Source organism: Halovulum dunhuangense, from assembly GCF_013093415.1.
GTDB lineage: Bacteria > Pseudomonadota > Alphaproteobacteria > Rhodobacterales > Rhodobacteraceae > Halovulum > Halovulum dunhuangense.
This window is the reverse complement of record NZ_JABFBC010000001.1, coordinates 635,503-651,880: the sequence shown is the minus strand read 5'-3', so window position 1 is coordinate 651,880 and position 16,378 is coordinate 635,503. Positions and strand designations below refer to the sequence as shown.

The following is a 16,378-nucleotide window of genomic DNA, read 5'->3' as shown; positions in this document are numbered from 1 at the left end:
GGGCCTCAGGAATTCCAGCAGGACCGGGGGCGCCGATGACGCGGATCGAGAACACGTTCAAGCGGCTTCAGGCCGAGGGGAAGCGCGCCTTCGTGGCCTATGTGATGGCCGGCGATCCGGATTACGACACCTCTCTGGAACTGGTGCGCGGCATGCCCGCCGCCGGTGTGGACGTGATCGAACTTGGCCTGCCCTTCACCGATCCGATGGCGGACGGCCCGGCGATCCAGCTGGCCGCGTCCCGCGCGCTGGATGCGGGCATGACGCTGCGCCGCACGCTGGATCTGGCCCGCGCCTTCCGGCAGGGCGACGACACCACGCCGATCGTGCTGATGGGCTATTACAACCCGATCTACTCGATGGGGGTGGAGACCTTCCTGCGGGAGGCGAAATCCGCCGGCATCGACGGCCTGATCGTGGTGGACCTGCCGCCCGAGGAGGATGACGAGCTGTGCCTGCCCGCGCGCGACGCCGGGCTCGACTTCATCCGCCTCGCCACGCCGACAACCGACGACCGGCGGCTTCCGAAGGTGCTCGAGAACAGCTCTGGCTTTCTCTACTACGTCTCGATCACCGGGATCACCGGCGCCGCCGCCGCCAGCGCCGCCGACGTGGCCCCGGAAGTGGCGCGGATCAAGCGCTCGACCGACCTGCCGGTCTGCGTGGGCTTCGGCATCCGCACCGCCCAGTCCGCGCGCGAGATCGCCGGCGTGGCCGACGGCGCGGTGGTGGGCTCGGCCATCGTGGCGGAACTGGCCGCCGGCAAGAGCGTGGCCGAAGTGCTCGACTTCGTCCGCGGCCTGGCCGAGGGCGCGCACACCGCCTGAGCCGGGCGCGCCGGGGTCACTTCGCCCTGGCGCGCTTTTTCCACTTGGCCGGGCCGAAGGGTTCGGGCACCTGGTGGGGAAAGATCAGGTTGTCCATGTTCAGGTCGTGGATATCGGTGCGCCCGACCAGTCCAAGCGTGGTGTCCAGTTCCTTGTGGATGATCTCCAGCGCCTTGGTCACGCCCGCCTTGCCCATGGCGCCCAGCCCGTACAGGAAGGCGCGGCCGATATAGGTGCCCTTCGCGCCCATCGCCACCGCCTTCAGCACGTCCTGGCCCGAACGGATGCCGCTGTCCAGATGCACCTCGGTCCGGTCGCCCACCGCATCGACGATCTGCGGCAGCACCTCGAGCGGGGTCAGCGCACCGTCGAGCTGCCGGCCGCCATGGTTCGAGACGATGATCGCGTCCGCGCCCTTGTCGGCGGCGCGGCGGGCATCCTCGGGGTCCATGATCCCCTTGATGATGAAGGTGCCGCCCCAGCGGTCGCGGATCCAGTCGATGTCGTCCCAGGTCAGCGCCTGGTCGAACTGCGCGGCCGTCCACTCCGACAGGGTCTTGAGGTTGTCCACGCCCTTCGCGTGGCCCACGATGTTGCGGAATGTCCGCCGGTGGGTTCCGAGCATCCCCATGCACCAGCGCGGCTTCATCGCGATGTTGACCATGTTGGCCACCGACAGCCGCGGCGGCACGCCCAGCCCGTTCTTCAGATCCTTGTGCCGCTGCCCCAGAAGCTGAAGATCCAGCGTCAGCACCAGCGCGGAACAGCCCGCCGCCTTGGCCCGGTCGATCAGGCTGGCCGCGAACTCGCGGTCGCGCATGACGTAAAGCTGGAACCAGAACGGCCTGGTCGTCGCCATCGCCACATCCTCGATCGAGCAGATCGACATGGTGGACAGGGTGAAGGGCACGCCGAACGCTTCGGCCGCCTGGGCGGCCAGGATCTCGCCATCGGCGTGCTGCATGCCGGTGAAGCCGGTGGGCGCAAGGGCCACCGGCATGGCCACGTCATGGCCCACCATGGTGGTGCGGGTGGACCGCCCCTGCATGTTCACGGCGACCAGCTGGCGCAGGCGGATCTGGTGAAAGATCGACGAGTTCGCCCTGTAGGTCTGCTCGGTCCACGACCCGCTGTCCGCGTAGTCGTAGAAGACCCGCGGCACGCGCCGCTCGGCCATTTGGCGCAGATCCTCGATCGTGGTGATGACAGGCATGGCGTGACCCCGGCTTTGCATTCTCCGCGCCCGTGATTACGGCGCGCGCCGCCCGCGCGCAATGCGGCACCGCGGCCCCGGCCCGATTCCGCTTTCCAAGCCGGGCGCTTTCGCGTAAGGGACACGCCTGTCGCGGGTGGCCCACCCTTGGAGGACCCCGCGAATATGGAAAACAGGAGATAAGTCATGGCTAAAGAGAGCCCGGTTCTCAACGCCACGACGCGCGCGGGGACAGGCAAGGGGGCCGCCCGCTCGGCACGTCGTGAGGGCCTTGTGCCCGGTGTCATCTATGGCGGCGGGGAAGAGCCCGTCACCATCAACGTCAAGTTCAACGAGCTGATCAAGCTGCTCAAGGCGGGCAAGTTCCTGTCGACGCTGATCACGCTGAACGTTGACGGCAAGCAACAGCGCGTCATCTGCCGCTCGGTCCAGCGCGATGTGGTCAAGGATCTGCCGACCCATATCGACTTCCTGCGCCTGAGCCCGAAGAGCCGCATCAACCTTTACATCCCGGTTGAATTCATCGGCCAGGACAACTGCCCCGGCCTGCGCCGCGGCGGCGTTCTGACCGTGGTGCGCCCGGAAGTCGAGCTGAAGGTGACCGCCAGCGACATTCCCGATCATGTGACCGCCGACCTGTCGGGCATGGCCATCGGCGACGTCCTGACCATCTCCAAGATCGCGCTGCCGGAAGGCACGCGCCCGATGATCACCGATCGTGACTTCGTGATCGCCAACATCGCGGCCCCGTCGGGCCTGCGTTCGGCCGAAGCCGAAGAGGAAACCGCGGAAGAAGAAGAGGCCTGATAGCCCTCGCGGCACATCCGTGCTAGATCCGGCGCGCCGTCCGAAAGGGCGGCGCGCTTTTCATTTCGAGAGGGGCACGCGATGAAGATCCTGGCCGGCCTCGGCAATCCCGGCGCCAAGTACGACCGCACCCGGCACAATATCGGCTTCATGGCGGTGGACGCCATCGCCGGCGCCCAGGGCTTCGGCCCGTGGCGCGCCAAGTTCCAGGGCCAGGTCGCCGAGGGCACCATCGGCACCGAGAAGGTGCTGCTCCTGAAGCCCGAAACCTACATGAACCTGTCCGGCCAATCCGTGGGCGAGGCGATGCGCTTCTACAAGCTGACGCCGGCCGACGTGATCGTGTTCCATGACGAGCTGGACCTTGCGCCCGGCAAGATGCGGGTCAAGACCGGCGGCGGGCACGCCGGCCACAACGGCCTGCGCTCGCTTCACCAGCATATCGGGGCGGATTACCTGCGCGTGCGGCTGGGGATCGGCCATCCCGGCGACAAGGCGCTGGTCAGCCACTACGTTCTCAGCCCCTTTGCCAAGGCCGACGAGGACTGGCTGACGGACCTGCTGGACGGGATCGGCCGCGCCGTGCCGCACCTGGTGGCGGGCGACGCCAGCCGCTTCCAGACCGCCGTGGCCGCCCGGCCTGCGGCCAGGCCCGCGCCGAAGCCCCAGGCAGCGCCCCCGGCACCGGCAGAGGCGCCGAAGCCCGACACCCGCAACCCGCTGCAACGGCTGGCGGACCACTTCCGCCGCTAGCGGGCGCGGGGACCGGCAACGCCGCCCCCCACGCGATTGCCCTCAGCGGGGCAGAAGCACCTTGTCCACGACGTGGATCACACCGTTCGACTGCATCACGTCGGCGATGGTCACCCGCGCGCCGTTCGCGTTCTCGTCGATGACGTAATAGGTGTTGCCGCGCTTCTCGACCGCCAGCGCGTCGCCCGAGACGGTCACCAGCTCGGTGCGGCCGCCGCCCGCGGCCAGCGCCTCGTCGATGCTGGCGCGCGTCAGCGTGCCTTCGACGACATGGGCGGTCAGCACCTTGGTCAGCTGGCCGCGGTTCTCGGGCTCGAGCAGGGTCTCGACGGTGCCATCGGGCAGCGCCGCAAAGGCCGCGTTCACCGGCGCGAACACGGTGAAGGGGCCCCCATTGGCCAGCGTATCCACCAGTTCGGCCGCCTGAACCGCGGCCACCAGCGTGGTGTGATCGGCCGAGTTGACCGCGTTCTCGACGATGTTGCGATCCGCGAACATCGGCGCGCCGCCCACATCCGGGTTCCGCATCATCTGGGCCTGCGCCGCACCCGCGACCAGCGCCGCAAGGGCTGCCACAGCGATCTTGTGCTTCAGGGTCATGTCGTCTTCTCCTTCGGGTCTTTCCAGCCGCGCCCGTTGCGCGGTCAGGAAAAGCCACGTCAGGATGGCGCGCGGGGTTTCCCCGAAGCCCGCCGCGTCACGCGATGGTGAGGGAACGTGATCGCCCTCAGCCGGCATCCGGGCCGGGGCGCGCCTCCATCAGATCCTCGATGAACAGGCTCACAAGCTGTGCCCGGCCCGCGACACCCGCCTTGCGATAGATCGCGTTGCTCTGCGCCTTGACAGTTCCTTCCGAGGTGGAGCGCAGGGCCGCGATCTCGGCAATGGTGCAGCCCTTCAGGGTGAACCACGCGACGTCGCGCTCGGCCGGGGTCAGGCCCCATCCGGTGAAACGCTCGTCAAGCAGTTCGGCAAAGGCGGCCGAGGCGGCGCGGATCTGCCCTTCCATCGCCTCGTTCCGGCGCAGGGTCAGCACCAGCGCCGCAAGGCCGATGCCGAAACCGCTGACAAGCCCGATTGCCGCGCCGATCTCGATCAGCTCGCGGTACTGCCAGCTGATCGGCTGGCTGCGCAGGCCGAAGACGCCGACGGCGATATCCCAGATGAAGAACCCCGAGCACAGCGCCTGCATCGGCACCAGCACCCACAACAGCCAGCGCGGCAACGTCTTCAGCCCTCCCGAAACCCGCATCCGCAACCGCCTGCTCAATCGTCGTCGTCGTCGTCGTCGTCACCGTCGTCGCTGTCGTCGTCGTCGCTGTCGTCGTCGTCGTCGTCATTATCGTCGTTATCGTCGTCCCGGTCATCATCCCGGTCGTCGCGGTCATCGCCGCGCCCGCCGTCGAACCTGTCCGCGCCATCGCCCCCCTGCCGCCGTAGCGGCCGCCAGTAGTCGCGCAACACCTCGCCGGTCGATGGGACGTAGACGATCTCGCGCTCGTATTCCCCCGAGCGGGACACGACACGGACCCGGCCAAGCCAGGTGCGCTGGACGCGGATCACCTCGAAACCCTGCTCGTCGAGCTGGCTGATGACCTGCGGCAGCACCCTGTCCTGCGCCGCCGCCGGTGTGGTGCCCGCCACCAGAAGCACGAACATGCCCGCAGCCGCCGCGACCAGCACGCGGCGCGGGGTCTTTCGTGGTGGCTGCATTCGGTGCATCTTGCGCTCCCGGCTGTCCACGCTAATGCCAGGCGCGGGCGCCTGGCATCGCGGCTCAGACCTTAATGTGGGTCGGATCAGTCGTCATCCCCATCATCATCATCGTCGTCGTCGTCGTCGTCGTCGCTGTCGTCATCGTCGTCGTCGCGATCATCGTCATCGTCGCGGTCATCATCATCGTCGTCGTCGTCGCGATCGTCGTCATCATCATCGTCATCATCATCGTCGTCGTCATCCAGACCGTCATCGTCCAGATCGTCGTCATCGTCATCATCGTCATCGTCGTTCTCGGTGACGTCGGACAGGATCGTGCCGTCGGCGCCGTAGACGATCTTGCGCTCGAGCCCGGCGCCCTTGGCCTCGATCCGCACCTCGCCATTGACGCGGTCGATCTCGACGCTGGTGAAGCCCTGGTCGTTCAGGATGCCGATGACGCTTTCCAGCGACACGGTCTGCGCGCTCAGCGACGTGGCGCCCATAAGGAATGCAAATGTTCCGATCTTGGCGATGTTCTTCATGGCTGTTGCCTTTCTGCGTTTTCCGGACTGGCCCGGGTTCAATGCAAGCCGGATCCTGTCCGACTGGTTCCAGAGAAAGCCGGAATTCACCGCCCGGCCAGTCACCTCAGGTTTAATCCGGGGCAATCCAACATTAGGCCAGTGCGCATAAACCGGGGTTTATGGCGGGCAGACGCGAAATTTGGGGGTCCGGATCGCCATGGGCGCAGGCGCGCGGGCCTGCGCGGGCAGGCATGAAAAAGGCGCCCGGGGGCGCCTTTGTTCGGGTTCAATCCTTGCGGAAGAACTTCTTCTCGCGCGGCTTGCCGTCCCAGCCGGGCTTGCCGCGGGGCTTGTCGCCACCGCGATCGCCCCCCCGGTCGCCGCCGCGGTGGTCGCCGCCGCGATCCCCGCCATAGGGCTTGCGGGGCCGGTCGCCGCCGCGGTCGCCATGGGAGCTTTCCTCGCGCACTTCCCACTTGCGCAGCAGCGCGGCCGGAAAGCTGTCGCGCCCGATGGTGCCCTCGTGGCACCAGACGGTGTGCACCACCTCGTCATCCACACCCTCGACGGCCATACGCATGGAGCCAGCGGCGAGAACGACGATATCGCCGATCTGGAAGTCAGACATTCTTCTATCCCTCGTTTCGGGCCGGGGCATAGCCGCACCGGCCGTTCAAGCGCGCCTCATGCGCCTTTCGGGGCCCCGCGTCCAGAGGAATCGTAAGGCCAGCCTTACATCGAGACGCCCAGCGCCTCGGCCACCGTGAAGATGTCCTTGTCGCCGCGGCCGCACATGTTCATCACCATGATATGGTCCTTCGGCAGCTCCGGCGCAATCTTGGCGACATGCGCCAGGGCGTGGCTGGGTTCGAGCGCGGGGATGATTCCCTCCGTCTCGCAGCTCAGCCGGAACGCGGAAAGCGCCTCTTCGTCGGTGACCGAGACGTATTCCACCCGGCCCATATCGTGCAGCCAGGCATGTTCCGGGCCGATGCCGGGATAGTCCAGGCCGGCCGAGATGGAATGCCCCTCGATGATCTGGCCGTCCTCGTCCTGCAGCAGGTAGGTGCGGTTGCCGTGCAGCACGCCGGGGCGCCCGCCGGTCAGGCTGGCCGCATGCTCCATCCGGTCGTCGACGCCGTGGCCCCCGGCCTCGACCCCGATGATGCGCACCGAGGTGTCGTCGAGGAAGGGGTGGAACAGCCCCATCGCGTTCGAGCCGCCGCCGATGCAGGCGACCAGGCTGTCGGGCAGACGGCCCTCGGCCTCCTGCATCTGCTCCTTCGTTTCCTTGCCGATGATCGACTGGAAATCGCGCACCATCGCCGGATAGGGATGCGGGCCAGCGACCGTGCCGATGCAGTAGAAGGTGTCGCGCACATTGGTCACCCAGTCGCGCAACGCCTCGTTCATGGCGTCCTTCAGCGTGGCCCGGCCAGAGGTGACGGGCACCACCTCGGCCCCCAGAAGCTTCATGCGGAAGACGTTGGGCTTCTGCCGCTCGACATCGGTCGCGCCCATGAAAACAACGCATTTCAGGCCGAACTTGGCGCAGACGGTGGCGGTCGCCACGCCGTGCTGGCCGGCCCCGGTTTCCGCGATGATCCGGGTCTTGCCCATGCGGCGGGCGAGCAGGATCTGGCCCAGCACGTTGTTGATCTTGTGCGCGCCGGTGTGGTTCAGCTCGTCACGCTTGAAGTAGATCCTGGCCCCGCCCAGCCGCTCTGTCAGGCGCTCGGCATGGTAGAGCGGCGAGGGGCGGCCGACATAGTGTTTCCACAGGAAATCCATCTCGGCCCAGAAGTCCGGGTCGGTCCTGGCCCGGGTGTACTCGGCCTCCAGGTCGAGGATCAGGGGCATCAGCGTCTCGGACACGAAGCGCCCGCCGAAGATCCCGAAGCGCCCGCGCTCGTCGGGGCCTGTGCGGTAGGAGTTGAGCATTTCGGACGCCATCGGACCCTCCTGTCGGAATTCGGAGAAACACATAGCGGGGATGGGGGCCCGGGTCGAGACGGGAAAAAGCCGCGTCTGGAAAGCGTATGGCAGGTGTATGGAGAGTGTATGGCACCTTGCCCGACGATCAGGCGCAGAACGTCAAGTCAGGCGCGCCCGCAAATGCCCCCCCCTCACCTGAAAACAGGCGCCGCGGTCCCCGTTGCTGCGGCGATGAAGCTTGCGATCAGGGACTCGTCCTTCACCCCGCGGGCGCGTTCCACGCCGGAGGAGACGTCGACCTGGCGGGCGCCGGTCAGGCGGATGGCGTCTGCCACGTTGTCGGGGGTCAGGCCGCCCGCGAGCATCCACGGGAGGGACCAGCGGCGGTTCTGGATCAGGCGCCAGTCGAAGGACAGGGCGTTGCCGCCGGGAAGGGCCGCGTCCCTTGGCGGTTTCGCGTCGATCAGAAGCTGGTCGGCGACGCGGGAATAGAGGTCGATGGCCTTCAGGTCGGCCGCGTCGGCCACGCCGATCGCCTTCATCACCGGCAGGCCGCTGCGGGCGCGGATGGCGGCGACCCGTTCGGGCGTCTCGTGGCCGTGGAGTTGCAGCATGTCGAGCGCGACCCGGTCCGCCAGCGCGTCGATCAGCGCGTCGTCGGGATCGACCACGAGCCCCACCTTGGCGATGCCCGGGGGGGCGCCGGCTGCAAGGGCGGCCGCCGCGTCCATCGACAGGTTGCGGGGCGAGGGCGGGAAGAAGACGAACCCGGCATAGGCCGCGCCCAGCCGCGCCGCTGCGGCCAGGTCCCCGGCCCGCGTCAGTCCGCAGATCTTGACCCGGACCGGGCCCGGACCGTCAGGCATTGCGGGTGGACTTGTCCAGGATCGCCAGCACCTCGTCTTCAGGCGAGAGGTGCTTTTTCTTGAGCGTCTCGACCTCGCGCGAGAGGCGCTGCGCCTCGCGCTGCTTTTCGGCGGCAAGGCGGCGGTGCTTGTGCTCGCGCAGCCATTCGAGGATGTAGCCGATCAGAAGCCCGGTCAGGATCGAGGCGAGGATCACGAGAAACATCGGCAGCTCGATCGAGAGCGGCAGGATCGCGCCCACGCCCTCGGGCAGCAGGTTCAGCGTCACCGGCCCGCGATTGGCAAGCGCCAGCGTGACGATGGCAAGCATGAGAATGGCGAGAAAGACGAGTTTGATCGTGCGCAGCACGGGTGCGTCCCTTTCTTCTGTCGGGGTCAGTCCTGGCCGTTCAGCCGGTCGCGCAAGAGCTTTCCGGTCTTGAAGAAGGGGACGTATTTCTCTTCGACCGGGACGGACTCGCCGGTGCGCGGGTTGCGGCCGATGCGGGCGTCGCGCTTCTTGACCGAGAAGGCGCCGAAGCCGCGCAGCTCGACCCGGTTGCCGTCGGCCATGGCCTCGATGATGCGGTCGAAGATCGTGCCGACGATGCGTTCGACATCGCGGTGATAGAGATGGGGGTTTTCCTCGGCGATCTTCTGGATCAGTTCGGATTTGATCATGGATCCCGTTTCCTTTCAGGCCCTCCGGCGGGGGCCAGCCCGTTCCTGCCCCAGATTTAACGCATGGCCGGGAAAAATGCAGTCCTTATTTGAGGATCGCCATAAGCCGCGGCCCGTTCGGCATGGACAGGTCGGGAAGGCGGGTGTCGAGGCCCAGCACCGCGCCGAGGAAGCGCGGCAGCAGGGTTTCCTCTTCTTCCGGCAGGGCCCAGGTCTCTACCGGCAGCTCGGAGAGGCCCTCCTCGACCGATTCGAGCCAGTCGAGCGCCTCGGCCTCGCCGCCGATGGCGTCGATCAGGCCGTTCTCGACCGCCATGCGGCCGGTGAAGGTGCGGCCGTCGGTCACCGCGTCCAGCGCCGCGCCCTCGAGGCCGCGCGCCTCGGCGACAAGGCCGCGGAACCACGCCTGCGTCTCGTCCACCAGCGCCTGTTCGGCGGCGCGGCCCTCGGGGCTGAGTTCGCGCAGGGGCGAGGCGTCGGCCTTGAGGTCGGAAGAGCGGATCGTCTCTACCCCGACGCCGACGCGGTCCATGAGTTCGGCGAAGTTGACGTATTCGAAGATGACCCCGATCGAGCCGGTGATGGTGTTGCCGCGCGCGATCAGGTGGTCCCCCGCGATGGCCGCCATGTAGGCGCCGGAGGCGGCGGCCCCGTCCATCGTGACGACGACCGGCTTGGCCTCGGCCACCTGGCGGATGGCAAGGTACAGCGCCTCGGAGCCGACGACGGTGCCGCCGGGGCTGTCGATGTTCAGGATCAGGGCGCGGGCGTCGTCATCCTCGGCGATCTCGACCAGCATCTCGTCGCGCCAGGGGTCGGAATAGATGACGTCCCAGATTTCCACCCGGGCGATGTGCGGCCCGACCGGATGGGCGTCGCGCAGGAACCAGCCCGCAAGGGCAAGGCTGCCCGCGATCAGCAGGACGGTGGCCAGCACCCCCCGCCAGAAGGCGGAGCGGCGCCACTTGCGGCGCCGCTCCTCGTAGAAGTCGCGTGTGATCGCGTCCACGTTCTTACTTGTCTTCGCCCTGGTTCTTCAGGGCGGCGCCAAGGATGTCGCCCAGCGAGGCGCCCGAGTCGGACGAGCCGTACTGTTCCACGGCTTCCTTCTCTTCGGCGATCTCGCGCGCCTTGATCGACAGGCCCAGACGGCGGGTCTTGGCGTCGATGTTGGTCACGCGGGCATCCACCTTGTCACCGACCGAGAAACGCTCGGGGCGCTGTTCGGCGCGGTCGCGGCTGAGATCCGAGCGGCGGATGAAGGACTTCATGCCGTCGTACTCGACCTCGATCCCGCCATCCTCGATCTTGGTGACGGTCACGGTGACGACCTGGCCCCGCTTCACGCCGGCGACGGCATCGGCGAAGGGGTCGCCCTCGACCGCCTTGATCGACAGGGAGATGCGCTCGCGCTCCACGTCCACCTCGGTGACGACGGCCTTGACGACGTCGCCCTTGTGGTAGTCCTGGATCGCTTCCTCGCCGGAACGGCTCCAGTCCAGGTCGGACAGGTGAACCATGCCGTCGATGTCGCCCTCGAGACCGACGAACAGACCGAATTCGGTGATGTTCTTGATCTCGCCCTCGACCTGGGTGCCGTTCGGATGGGTCCGGGCGAAGTTTTCCCACGGGTTGCCCTGGGTCTGCTTCAGGCCGAGGCTCACGCGGCGCTTGGCGGTGTCGATCTCGAGCACCATCACTTCCACTTCCTGCGAGGTGGAGACGATCTTGCCCGGATGGACGTTCTTCTTGGTCCAGCTCATCTCGGAGACGTGCACCAGCCCCTCGACACCCGGCTCCAGCTCGACGAACGCGCCGTAGTCGGTGATGTTGGTGACGCGGCCGGTGTGCACGCTGTTCAGCGGGTAGCGGCCCTCGACGTTGTCCCAGGGGTCGGATTGCAGCTGCTTCATGCCGAGGCTGATGCGCTGGGTGTCCTTGTTGATCTTGACGACCTGGACCTTCACGGTCTCGCCGATCGACAGGATCTCGGAGGGGTGGTTGACCCGGCGCCACGCCATGTCGGTGACGTGCAGCAGGCCATCGACGCCGCCCAGGTCCACGAAGGCGCCGTATTCGGTGATGTTCTTCACCACGCCGTCGACGACGTCGCCTTCCTGAAGCTTGGCCACGATCTCGGCGCGCTGCTCGGCGCGGCTTTCTTCCAGGATCGCGCGGCGCGACACGACGATGTTGCCGCGGCGGCGATCCATCTTGAGGATCTGGAAGGGCTGCTCGACATGCATCAGCGCCGAGGCGTCACGCACCGGGCGCACATCGACCTGGGAGCCGGGCAGGAACGCCACGGCGCCGCCCAGATCCACGGTGAAGCCACCCTTGACGCGGCCGAAGATGGCGCCCTTGACGCGCTCTTCGTTCTCGGCGGCCTTTTCGAGGCGGTCCCACGCCTCTTCGCGGCGGGCCTTCTCGCGGCTGATGACGGCTTCGCCGGCGGCGTTCTCGACGCGCTCCAGATACACCTCGACGACATCACCGACGGTGATCTCGGGGTCCTGGCCGGGCTTGGCGAATTCCTTGAGGTCGACCCGGCCTTCCATCTTGTAGCCGATGTCGATGATGGCCTGCCCGGCCTCGATGGCGAGGACAGTGCCCTTGACGACGGAACCCTCGTCGGGGGTCTTGAGTTCGAAGGTCTCGTTCAGGAGGGCTTCGAATTCATCAAGCGAGTTTTTAGCAGACATGCAGGTTTGGTTTCCTTTGCGGGGTTTTCTGGCCAGGCGGTTGGTTCCGCCGGTCTTTCATCCATGGGTCATGGGGCCACGGTATTCATAAAAGCAAAGGGCCGGTGGCTTAGTCCCGACCCTGCTCGATTCTTGCTCTTATCAGCGCCGTGGCCTCGGCGACGGCTGCGTCTATAGACAATTCGGTGGTGTCGAGCAAGACCGCATCGTCCGCCCGCCTGAGCGGCGCATCGGCGCGCTGGCTGTCGCGGGCGTCGCGGCTGCGCAGATCGGCCAGCACCTGCCCGACCGTCAGCGCGGGGTCCGCGGCCGAAAGCTCGGCATGGCGGCGCGCGGCGCGGGTCTCCTCGCTGGCGGTCACGAACAGCTTCACCTCGGCCTCGGGGCAGATCACCGTGCCGATGTCGCGCCCGTCGAGCACCGCGCCCCCCTCGCGCCGGGCGAAGCGGCGCTGGAAATCGAGAAGCGCCGCGCGCACCCGCGGCAGCGCCGCCACCTTGGAGGCGGCGCGCGCGGCGCGCGAGCCGCGCAGGTCGGGGCGGGCAAGGTCGTCCTCGGTCAGTTCCGTCGCGATCCTCTCGGCCAGCACCGGGTCGATCACCCCGTCCGACGCCTCGAGCGCGGCAAGTCCCACGGCGCGGTAGAGAAGCCCGGTGTCGAGATGGGCAAAGCCGTATTCCCGCGCCACCGCGCGGCCGATGGTGCCCTTGCCCGCCGCCGCGGGCCCGTCGATCGCCACCGTGAAGCGCATCCGCCTCTCCCCTGCCAGACCGGGATCTTGATACCCGATGGAGGCCCCAGTGCAAGCCGCGATCCCGGTAATCGCCGGTTAAGACCATGGCGCTAGGAGCGGGGGGGACGCACCGTAAGCCCCGAGGACATGATGACCCGATCGCTTCGCCTGCCTGCCCTCAGATCCATGAAGCTGCGCATCGGCCTGACCGTCATGGCGCTGGTGGCGCTGGCCTCGGCCGCGGTCACCGTGCTGGGGCTGGTGAACGCGGGCGACGCGCTGCGGGGGCAGGTCGTCCGCCTGATCGAGGTGGAGACGCGGGTCGCCGGCGAACGGATCCGCGCCTTCGAGAAGGGGGTGGCCGCGGACCTGGATTACCTTGCGCTCCAGGCCGGGCGGACGCGGATGATCGACGGGTTTTCCTACGCCATGAGCCAGCAGGACGTGGCCACGCTGCGCGAGGCCTTTCTGTCGGTCCCGCGGGAGGGGCGCACCGCGCTGCTCTCGCCAAGGGAGTCGGGCGATTACGGGCGCCGGCACGCCGCCGATCACCCCATCCTCCAGCGCTTTCGCGAAAAGGGCGGCTATGCCGACGTGCTGATGATCGATGCCACCGGACGGGTGGTATATACCGTGGCAAAGGCCGACGATTTCGCGGTGAGCCTGCCGCCGCCGGGCACTCCCGACCCGCTTGCGCAGGTGTATCACGCGGCCATGGCGGCCGGCCCCGGCACGGCGGTGGCGGTGGATTTCACCCCCTACGCGGCCAATGGCGGCACGCCGGAGGCATTCGCCGCGATGCGCGTGGACAGCGTCGATCCCCTGAGCGGCGAGTTGCGCCCCTCGGGGGTGATGGTGCTGGAATTCGAGATCCCGCACCTGGCGCTCAGCACCGCGGGGCTTGCCTATGTCATGGGGCGCGACGGGCTTCTGCGGACGGGCGGCGGCCATGCCGGCGCCGGGGATCTGCTGTCGCCCGCGCTGGATCTGTCGGCAACCGAGATCGGCACCGTCGAGGGTCCGGTCGTGACCGAGCGGCCGGGCCTGGCGGGCACGCCGGCGCTGGTGGGGGCCGCGGCGGTGCCCTTCTTCGGCCTCGAATGGGTGACGGTCGCCGAGGCGGACCTGGCCGCGATCCTGGCCCCGATCGGGCGGATGCGCGACCTGATGCTGGGCTCGAGCCTGGCGGTTCTGGCGCTCGCGGTGCTGGCAAGCCTGCTGCTGGGCCGTTCGCTCAGCCGGCCGGTGACGGCCTTGCAGGCGCGGATGACGACGATGGCGGCGGGGGATTACGACGCACCGATCCCGGGCGCCGAACGGCACGACGAGCTGGGCTCCATGGCCGGCAGCGTGGAGGCGTTCCGCAGGACGGGACTTGCCGCGCGCGCCGCCGAAGGGCAGGCCGCCCGCGACCGCGCGGCGCAGGAAGCCGCGCGCCGCGCGATGATGGAGGAGTTGCGCGCCGGCCTGGGCGAGGTTGTGCGCGGCGCGGTGGCGGGCGATTTCGCGGGCCGGGTCGAACGGCGATTCGACGATCCGGTGCTGGCGGACCTGGCCGGCGACGTGAACCGGCTGATGGAATCGGTCGGCAGCGCCATCGCGGACCTGCAGACCGTGCTGCGCGCGCTGTCGGACGGGGATCTGACGCGGACGATGACCGGCACCCGTTCGGGCGTCATCGCGGAATTGCAGGGCGACGTGAACGCGACCGTAACCACGCTGCGCGAAGTGATCCTCCAGCTGCGCGGCGCGGTGGACCAGCTGGGCGGCGCCGCCGAGGCGGTGTCGGACGGCGCGAGTTCGCTGGCGGAACGAACCGAATCGCAGGCCGCCTCGCTGGAGCAGACCTCGGCCACGATGGAAGAGATGTCGGCCAACGTGAAGGCGAACGCCGCCAACGCCGCGCGCGCCGCCGAACTGGCCGAACAGGCGCGGGCGCGGGCGCAGGGCGGGCAGGAGGTGGTGACCGCGGCCGTCGCATCGATGGACGCGATCGAGGATGGCTCGCGCCGCATCGCCGAAACCATCGCCGTGATCGGCACCATCGCGTCGCAGACCAACCTGCTGGCGCTGAACGCCGCGGTCGAGGCCGCCCGCGCGGGCGAGGCGGGGCGCGGCTTTTCGGTGGTGGCCGAGGAGGTGCGCGAACTGGCGCGCAGGACGTCCGAGGCGGCCAAGGACATCTCGGCCATCGTCGCGCTGAGCGCGGGCCAGGTGCGGGAAGGGGTGGCCGGGGTGAACCGCGCCGGCGGCGTCCTTGACGAAATCACCCAGGCCATCGCCGCCGCCTCGGAAAGCGTGGGCGAGATCACGCGCGCGACCCGCGAACAGGCGACCGGGATCGCCGAGATCTCGGCCGCGGTGGCGCAGATGGACACCGGCACGCAGGAGAACGTGCAACTGGCCGACCGCAGCCGGGCGAGTTCCGCCGCGCTGAACGAACAGGCGGGGCTGCTTGCCAACGTGGTGGGTCGGTTCCGGCTGGACGGGCTGGGCCTGGCGCCGGTCGGGAAGGATACCGCGGTCCGGGACTATTTCGAACACGCGGACGAGCCGCCTTCCCCCCCGCCCGCGGCGATCCCCGCCCGCGTGGCGGGGGCCGACGCACCGCGCAGCCCGGCGCGCGCACCGCGCAAGGCGGCGGCCTCGGGCCGCGAGGGGGGCACCTTTTCTGTCGCGGACAGCGAGGATTGGTCCAGCTTCTGAGCGGGCGCGCCCTCAGCGGCGGCGAAAGCGCAGGTAGTGGGGCACGCGGCCCTCGCGCAGGGCCTTGGTCTCGTAGCGGGTGCGGTGCCAGCCGTCCCATGGCGCGCGCCAGTCCTGCGGCCCCTCGGCCAGCCATTCGAATTCGGGGGCTGCCTGCACCTGTTCGAGCGTGTGGCGGACATAGTCGGGAATGTCGGTCGCGACCCGGAACTCGGCCCCCGGCGCCAGCGCGCGCGAAAGCGGACCCAGCGTTTCGGGCTGGACGAAGCGGCGGCGATGATGCCGCTTCTTGGGCCAGGGATCGGGATAGAGCAGGTAGCACCCGGCAAGACAGCCCGCGGGCAGCACGTCGAGCATGTCGCGCGCATCGCCGGCATGCAGGCGGACATTGGTGAGCCCGGCCTCGTCGATGCGGGGCACCAGCATCGCGACGCCGTTCACGAAGGGCTCGCAGCCGATGAAATCCGTCTCCGGGTGGCGGGCGGCCAGCGCCAGCAGATGCTCGCCGCCGCCGAAGCCGATTTCCAGCACCAGCGGCGCGCGGCGTCCGAACAGCGCGGGCAGATCGAGCGGCGCACGCGCGGGGTTCTCGTCCCAGCCGACATTCGGCACGGCCAGGCGCGGCAGCGTATGTTCCAGGTGTTCCACCTGCCCCTTGCGCAACGGCTTGCCACGGCGGCGGCCGTAGAAGTTGCGCCAGGGCGCGCCATCCTCGCGCTGGGGGACATCCGGTCCGGTCTGATCGTCGCTGGTGCTCATGGCCGCGCGTCTAGCAGGGGCACGGACAGCCTGCAATGGCCGCCGCGGGACACGCGGGTCGCGGATCGTGCGGCCTGGCCGGTGGGGTTGCGGACCTGCGGCGCGGTGGCCATTGCAGGCTGCCCGGATCGGGGAGAGCCGCACCGCGCGGGACAGGGCGCGCATGCGGCGCGCCCCGTTGTCTGTGGGGATTTG

Annotated in this window: 18 protein-coding genes; 4 read left to right on the top strand and 14 right to left on the bottom strand. The window is 68.6% G+C overall.

The window, feature by feature from the left end; all coding sequences use genetic code 11:
• Positions 1–35 precede the first annotated feature (35 nt).
• The gene (gene trpA, locus HMH01_RS03170; RefSeq protein ID WP_171322420.1) at positions 36–827 is read left to right on the top strand and encodes a tryptophan synthase subunit alpha; all 792 of its coding nucleotides are present in this window, start codon (positions 36–38) and stop codon (positions 825–827) included.
• A gap of 16 nt (positions 828–843) precedes the next feature.
• On the opposite strand, the gene HMH01_RS03165 is transcribed toward trpA, so the two are convergent.
• Complete coding sequence (locus tag HMH01_RS03165) at positions 844–2,040, bottom strand: alpha-hydroxy acid oxidase (protein ID WP_171322417.1); 1,197 nt, start codon at positions 2,038–2,040, stop codon at positions 844–846.
• Between the two features lie 186 nt (positions 2,041–2,226).
• Here HMH01_RS03165 and HMH01_RS03160 point away from each other — a divergent pair, with 186 nt between their 5' ends.
• Together HMH01_RS03160 and pth are read left to right on the top strand one after the other, a co-directional pair.
• Positions 2,227–2,847: a 50S ribosomal protein L25/general stress protein Ctc gene (locus tag HMH01_RS03160; RefSeq protein ID WP_171322415.1), complete on the top strand. Its 621-nt coding sequence runs from the start codon at positions 2,227–2,229 to the stop codon at positions 2,845–2,847.
• 81 nt (positions 2,848–2,928) lie between these two features.
• Positions 2,929–3,600 (top strand): aminoacyl-tRNA hydrolase, encoded by a 672-nt coding sequence (gene pth, locus HMH01_RS03155; RefSeq protein ID WP_171322413.1) that lies wholly within the window; start codon positions 2,929–2,931, stop codon positions 3,598–3,600.
• A gap of 42 nt (positions 3,601–3,642) precedes the next feature.
• Here pth and HMH01_RS03150 read toward each other — a convergent pair whose 3' ends face one another.
• From HMH01_RS03150 to cmk, 12 genes are all read right to left on the bottom strand, one after another.
• On the bottom strand, positions 3,643–4,200 hold the full coding sequence (locus tag HMH01_RS03150; protein WP_171322411.1) for a fasciclin domain-containing protein: 558 nt from the start codon (positions 4,198–4,200) through the stop codon (positions 3,643–3,645).
• A 127-nt stretch (positions 4,201–4,327) separates the two neighbouring features.
• A complete protein-coding gene (locus HMH01_RS03145) occupies positions 4,328–4,852 on the bottom strand; it encodes a helix-turn-helix transcriptional regulator (RefSeq protein ID WP_171322409.1) in 525 nt (174 codons plus the stop codon).
• 14 nt (positions 4,853–4,866) lie between these two features.
• Entirely contained in the window at positions 4,867–5,322 is a 456-nt protein-coding gene (locus tag HMH01_RS03140) for a PepSY domain-containing protein (RefSeq protein WP_171322407.1), read from the bottom strand.
• Positions 5,323–5,399: 77 nt separating this feature from the next.
• Positions 5,400–5,840, bottom strand: a complete 441-nt coding sequence (locus HMH01_RS03135) for a PepSY domain-containing protein (protein ID WP_171322405.1) — start codon at positions 5,838–5,840, stop codon at positions 5,400–5,402.
• Positions 5,841–6,108: 268 nt separating this feature from the next.
• Entirely contained in the window at positions 6,109–6,450 is a 342-nt protein-coding gene (locus HMH01_RS03130; protein WP_171322403.1) for a hypothetical protein, read from the bottom strand.
• A 104-nt stretch (positions 6,451–6,554) separates the two neighbouring features.
• Positions 6,555–7,775 (bottom strand): tryptophan synthase subunit beta, encoded by a 1,221-nt coding sequence (gene trpB / locus HMH01_RS03125; protein WP_171322402.1) that lies wholly within the window; start codon positions 7,773–7,775, stop codon positions 6,555–6,557.
• A gap of 173 nt (positions 7,776–7,948) precedes the next feature.
• Positions 7,949–8,623 carry a phosphoribosylanthranilate isomerase gene (locus HMH01_RS03120; RefSeq protein ID WP_171322400.1) on the bottom strand — a complete coding sequence of 225 codons (675 nt, stop codon included), beginning with the start codon at positions 8,621–8,623 and terminating at the stop codon, positions 7,949–7,951.
• The gene (locus tag HMH01_RS03115) at positions 8,616–8,972 is read right to left on the bottom strand and encodes a lipopolysaccharide assembly protein LapA domain-containing protein (protein WP_343035129.1); all 357 of its coding nucleotides are present in this window, start codon (positions 8,970–8,972) and stop codon (positions 8,616–8,618) included. The genes HMH01_RS03120 and HMH01_RS03115 overlap by 8 nt, the downstream gene beginning before the upstream one ends.
• Positions 8,973–8,998: 26 nt before the next feature.
• On the bottom strand, positions 8,999–9,283 hold the full coding sequence (gene ihfB, locus HMH01_RS03110) for an integration host factor subunit beta (protein ID WP_171322398.1): 285 nt from the start codon (positions 9,281–9,283) through the stop codon (positions 8,999–9,001).
• Between the two features lie 85 nt (positions 9,284–9,368).
• Positions 9,369–10,292, bottom strand: coding sequence for a signal peptide peptidase SppA (gene sppA, locus HMH01_RS03105; RefSeq protein WP_171322396.1), 924 nt, complete (start codon positions 10,290–10,292; stop codon positions 9,369–9,371).
• 4 nt (positions 10,293–10,296) lie between these two features.
• Positions 10,297–11,985, bottom strand: coding sequence for a 30S ribosomal protein S1 (gene rpsA, locus HMH01_RS03100; RefSeq protein ID WP_171322394.1), 1,689 nt, complete (start codon positions 11,983–11,985; stop codon positions 10,297–10,299).
• A 109-nt stretch (positions 11,986–12,094) separates the two neighbouring features.
• Complete coding sequence (gene cmk / locus HMH01_RS03095) at positions 12,095–12,736, bottom strand: (d)CMP kinase (protein WP_171322392.1); 642 nt, start codon at positions 12,734–12,736, stop codon at positions 12,095–12,097.
• A 168-nt stretch (positions 12,737–12,904) separates the two neighbouring features.
• Here cmk and HMH01_RS03090 point away from each other — a divergent pair, with 168 nt between their 5' ends.
• Positions 12,905–15,424: a methyl-accepting chemotaxis protein gene (locus tag HMH01_RS03090; RefSeq protein WP_171322357.1), complete on the top strand. Its 2,520-nt coding sequence runs from the start codon at positions 12,905–12,907 to the stop codon at positions 15,422–15,424.
• Between the two features lie 12 nt (positions 15,425–15,436).
• Here HMH01_RS03090 and trmB read toward each other — a convergent pair whose 3' ends face one another.
• On the bottom strand, positions 15,437–16,183 hold the full coding sequence (trmB, locus tag HMH01_RS03085) for a tRNA (guanosine(46)-N7)-methyltransferase TrmB (protein WP_171322355.1): 747 nt from the start codon (positions 16,181–16,183) through the stop codon (positions 15,437–15,439).
• Positions 16,184–16,378 lie beyond the last annotated feature (195 nt).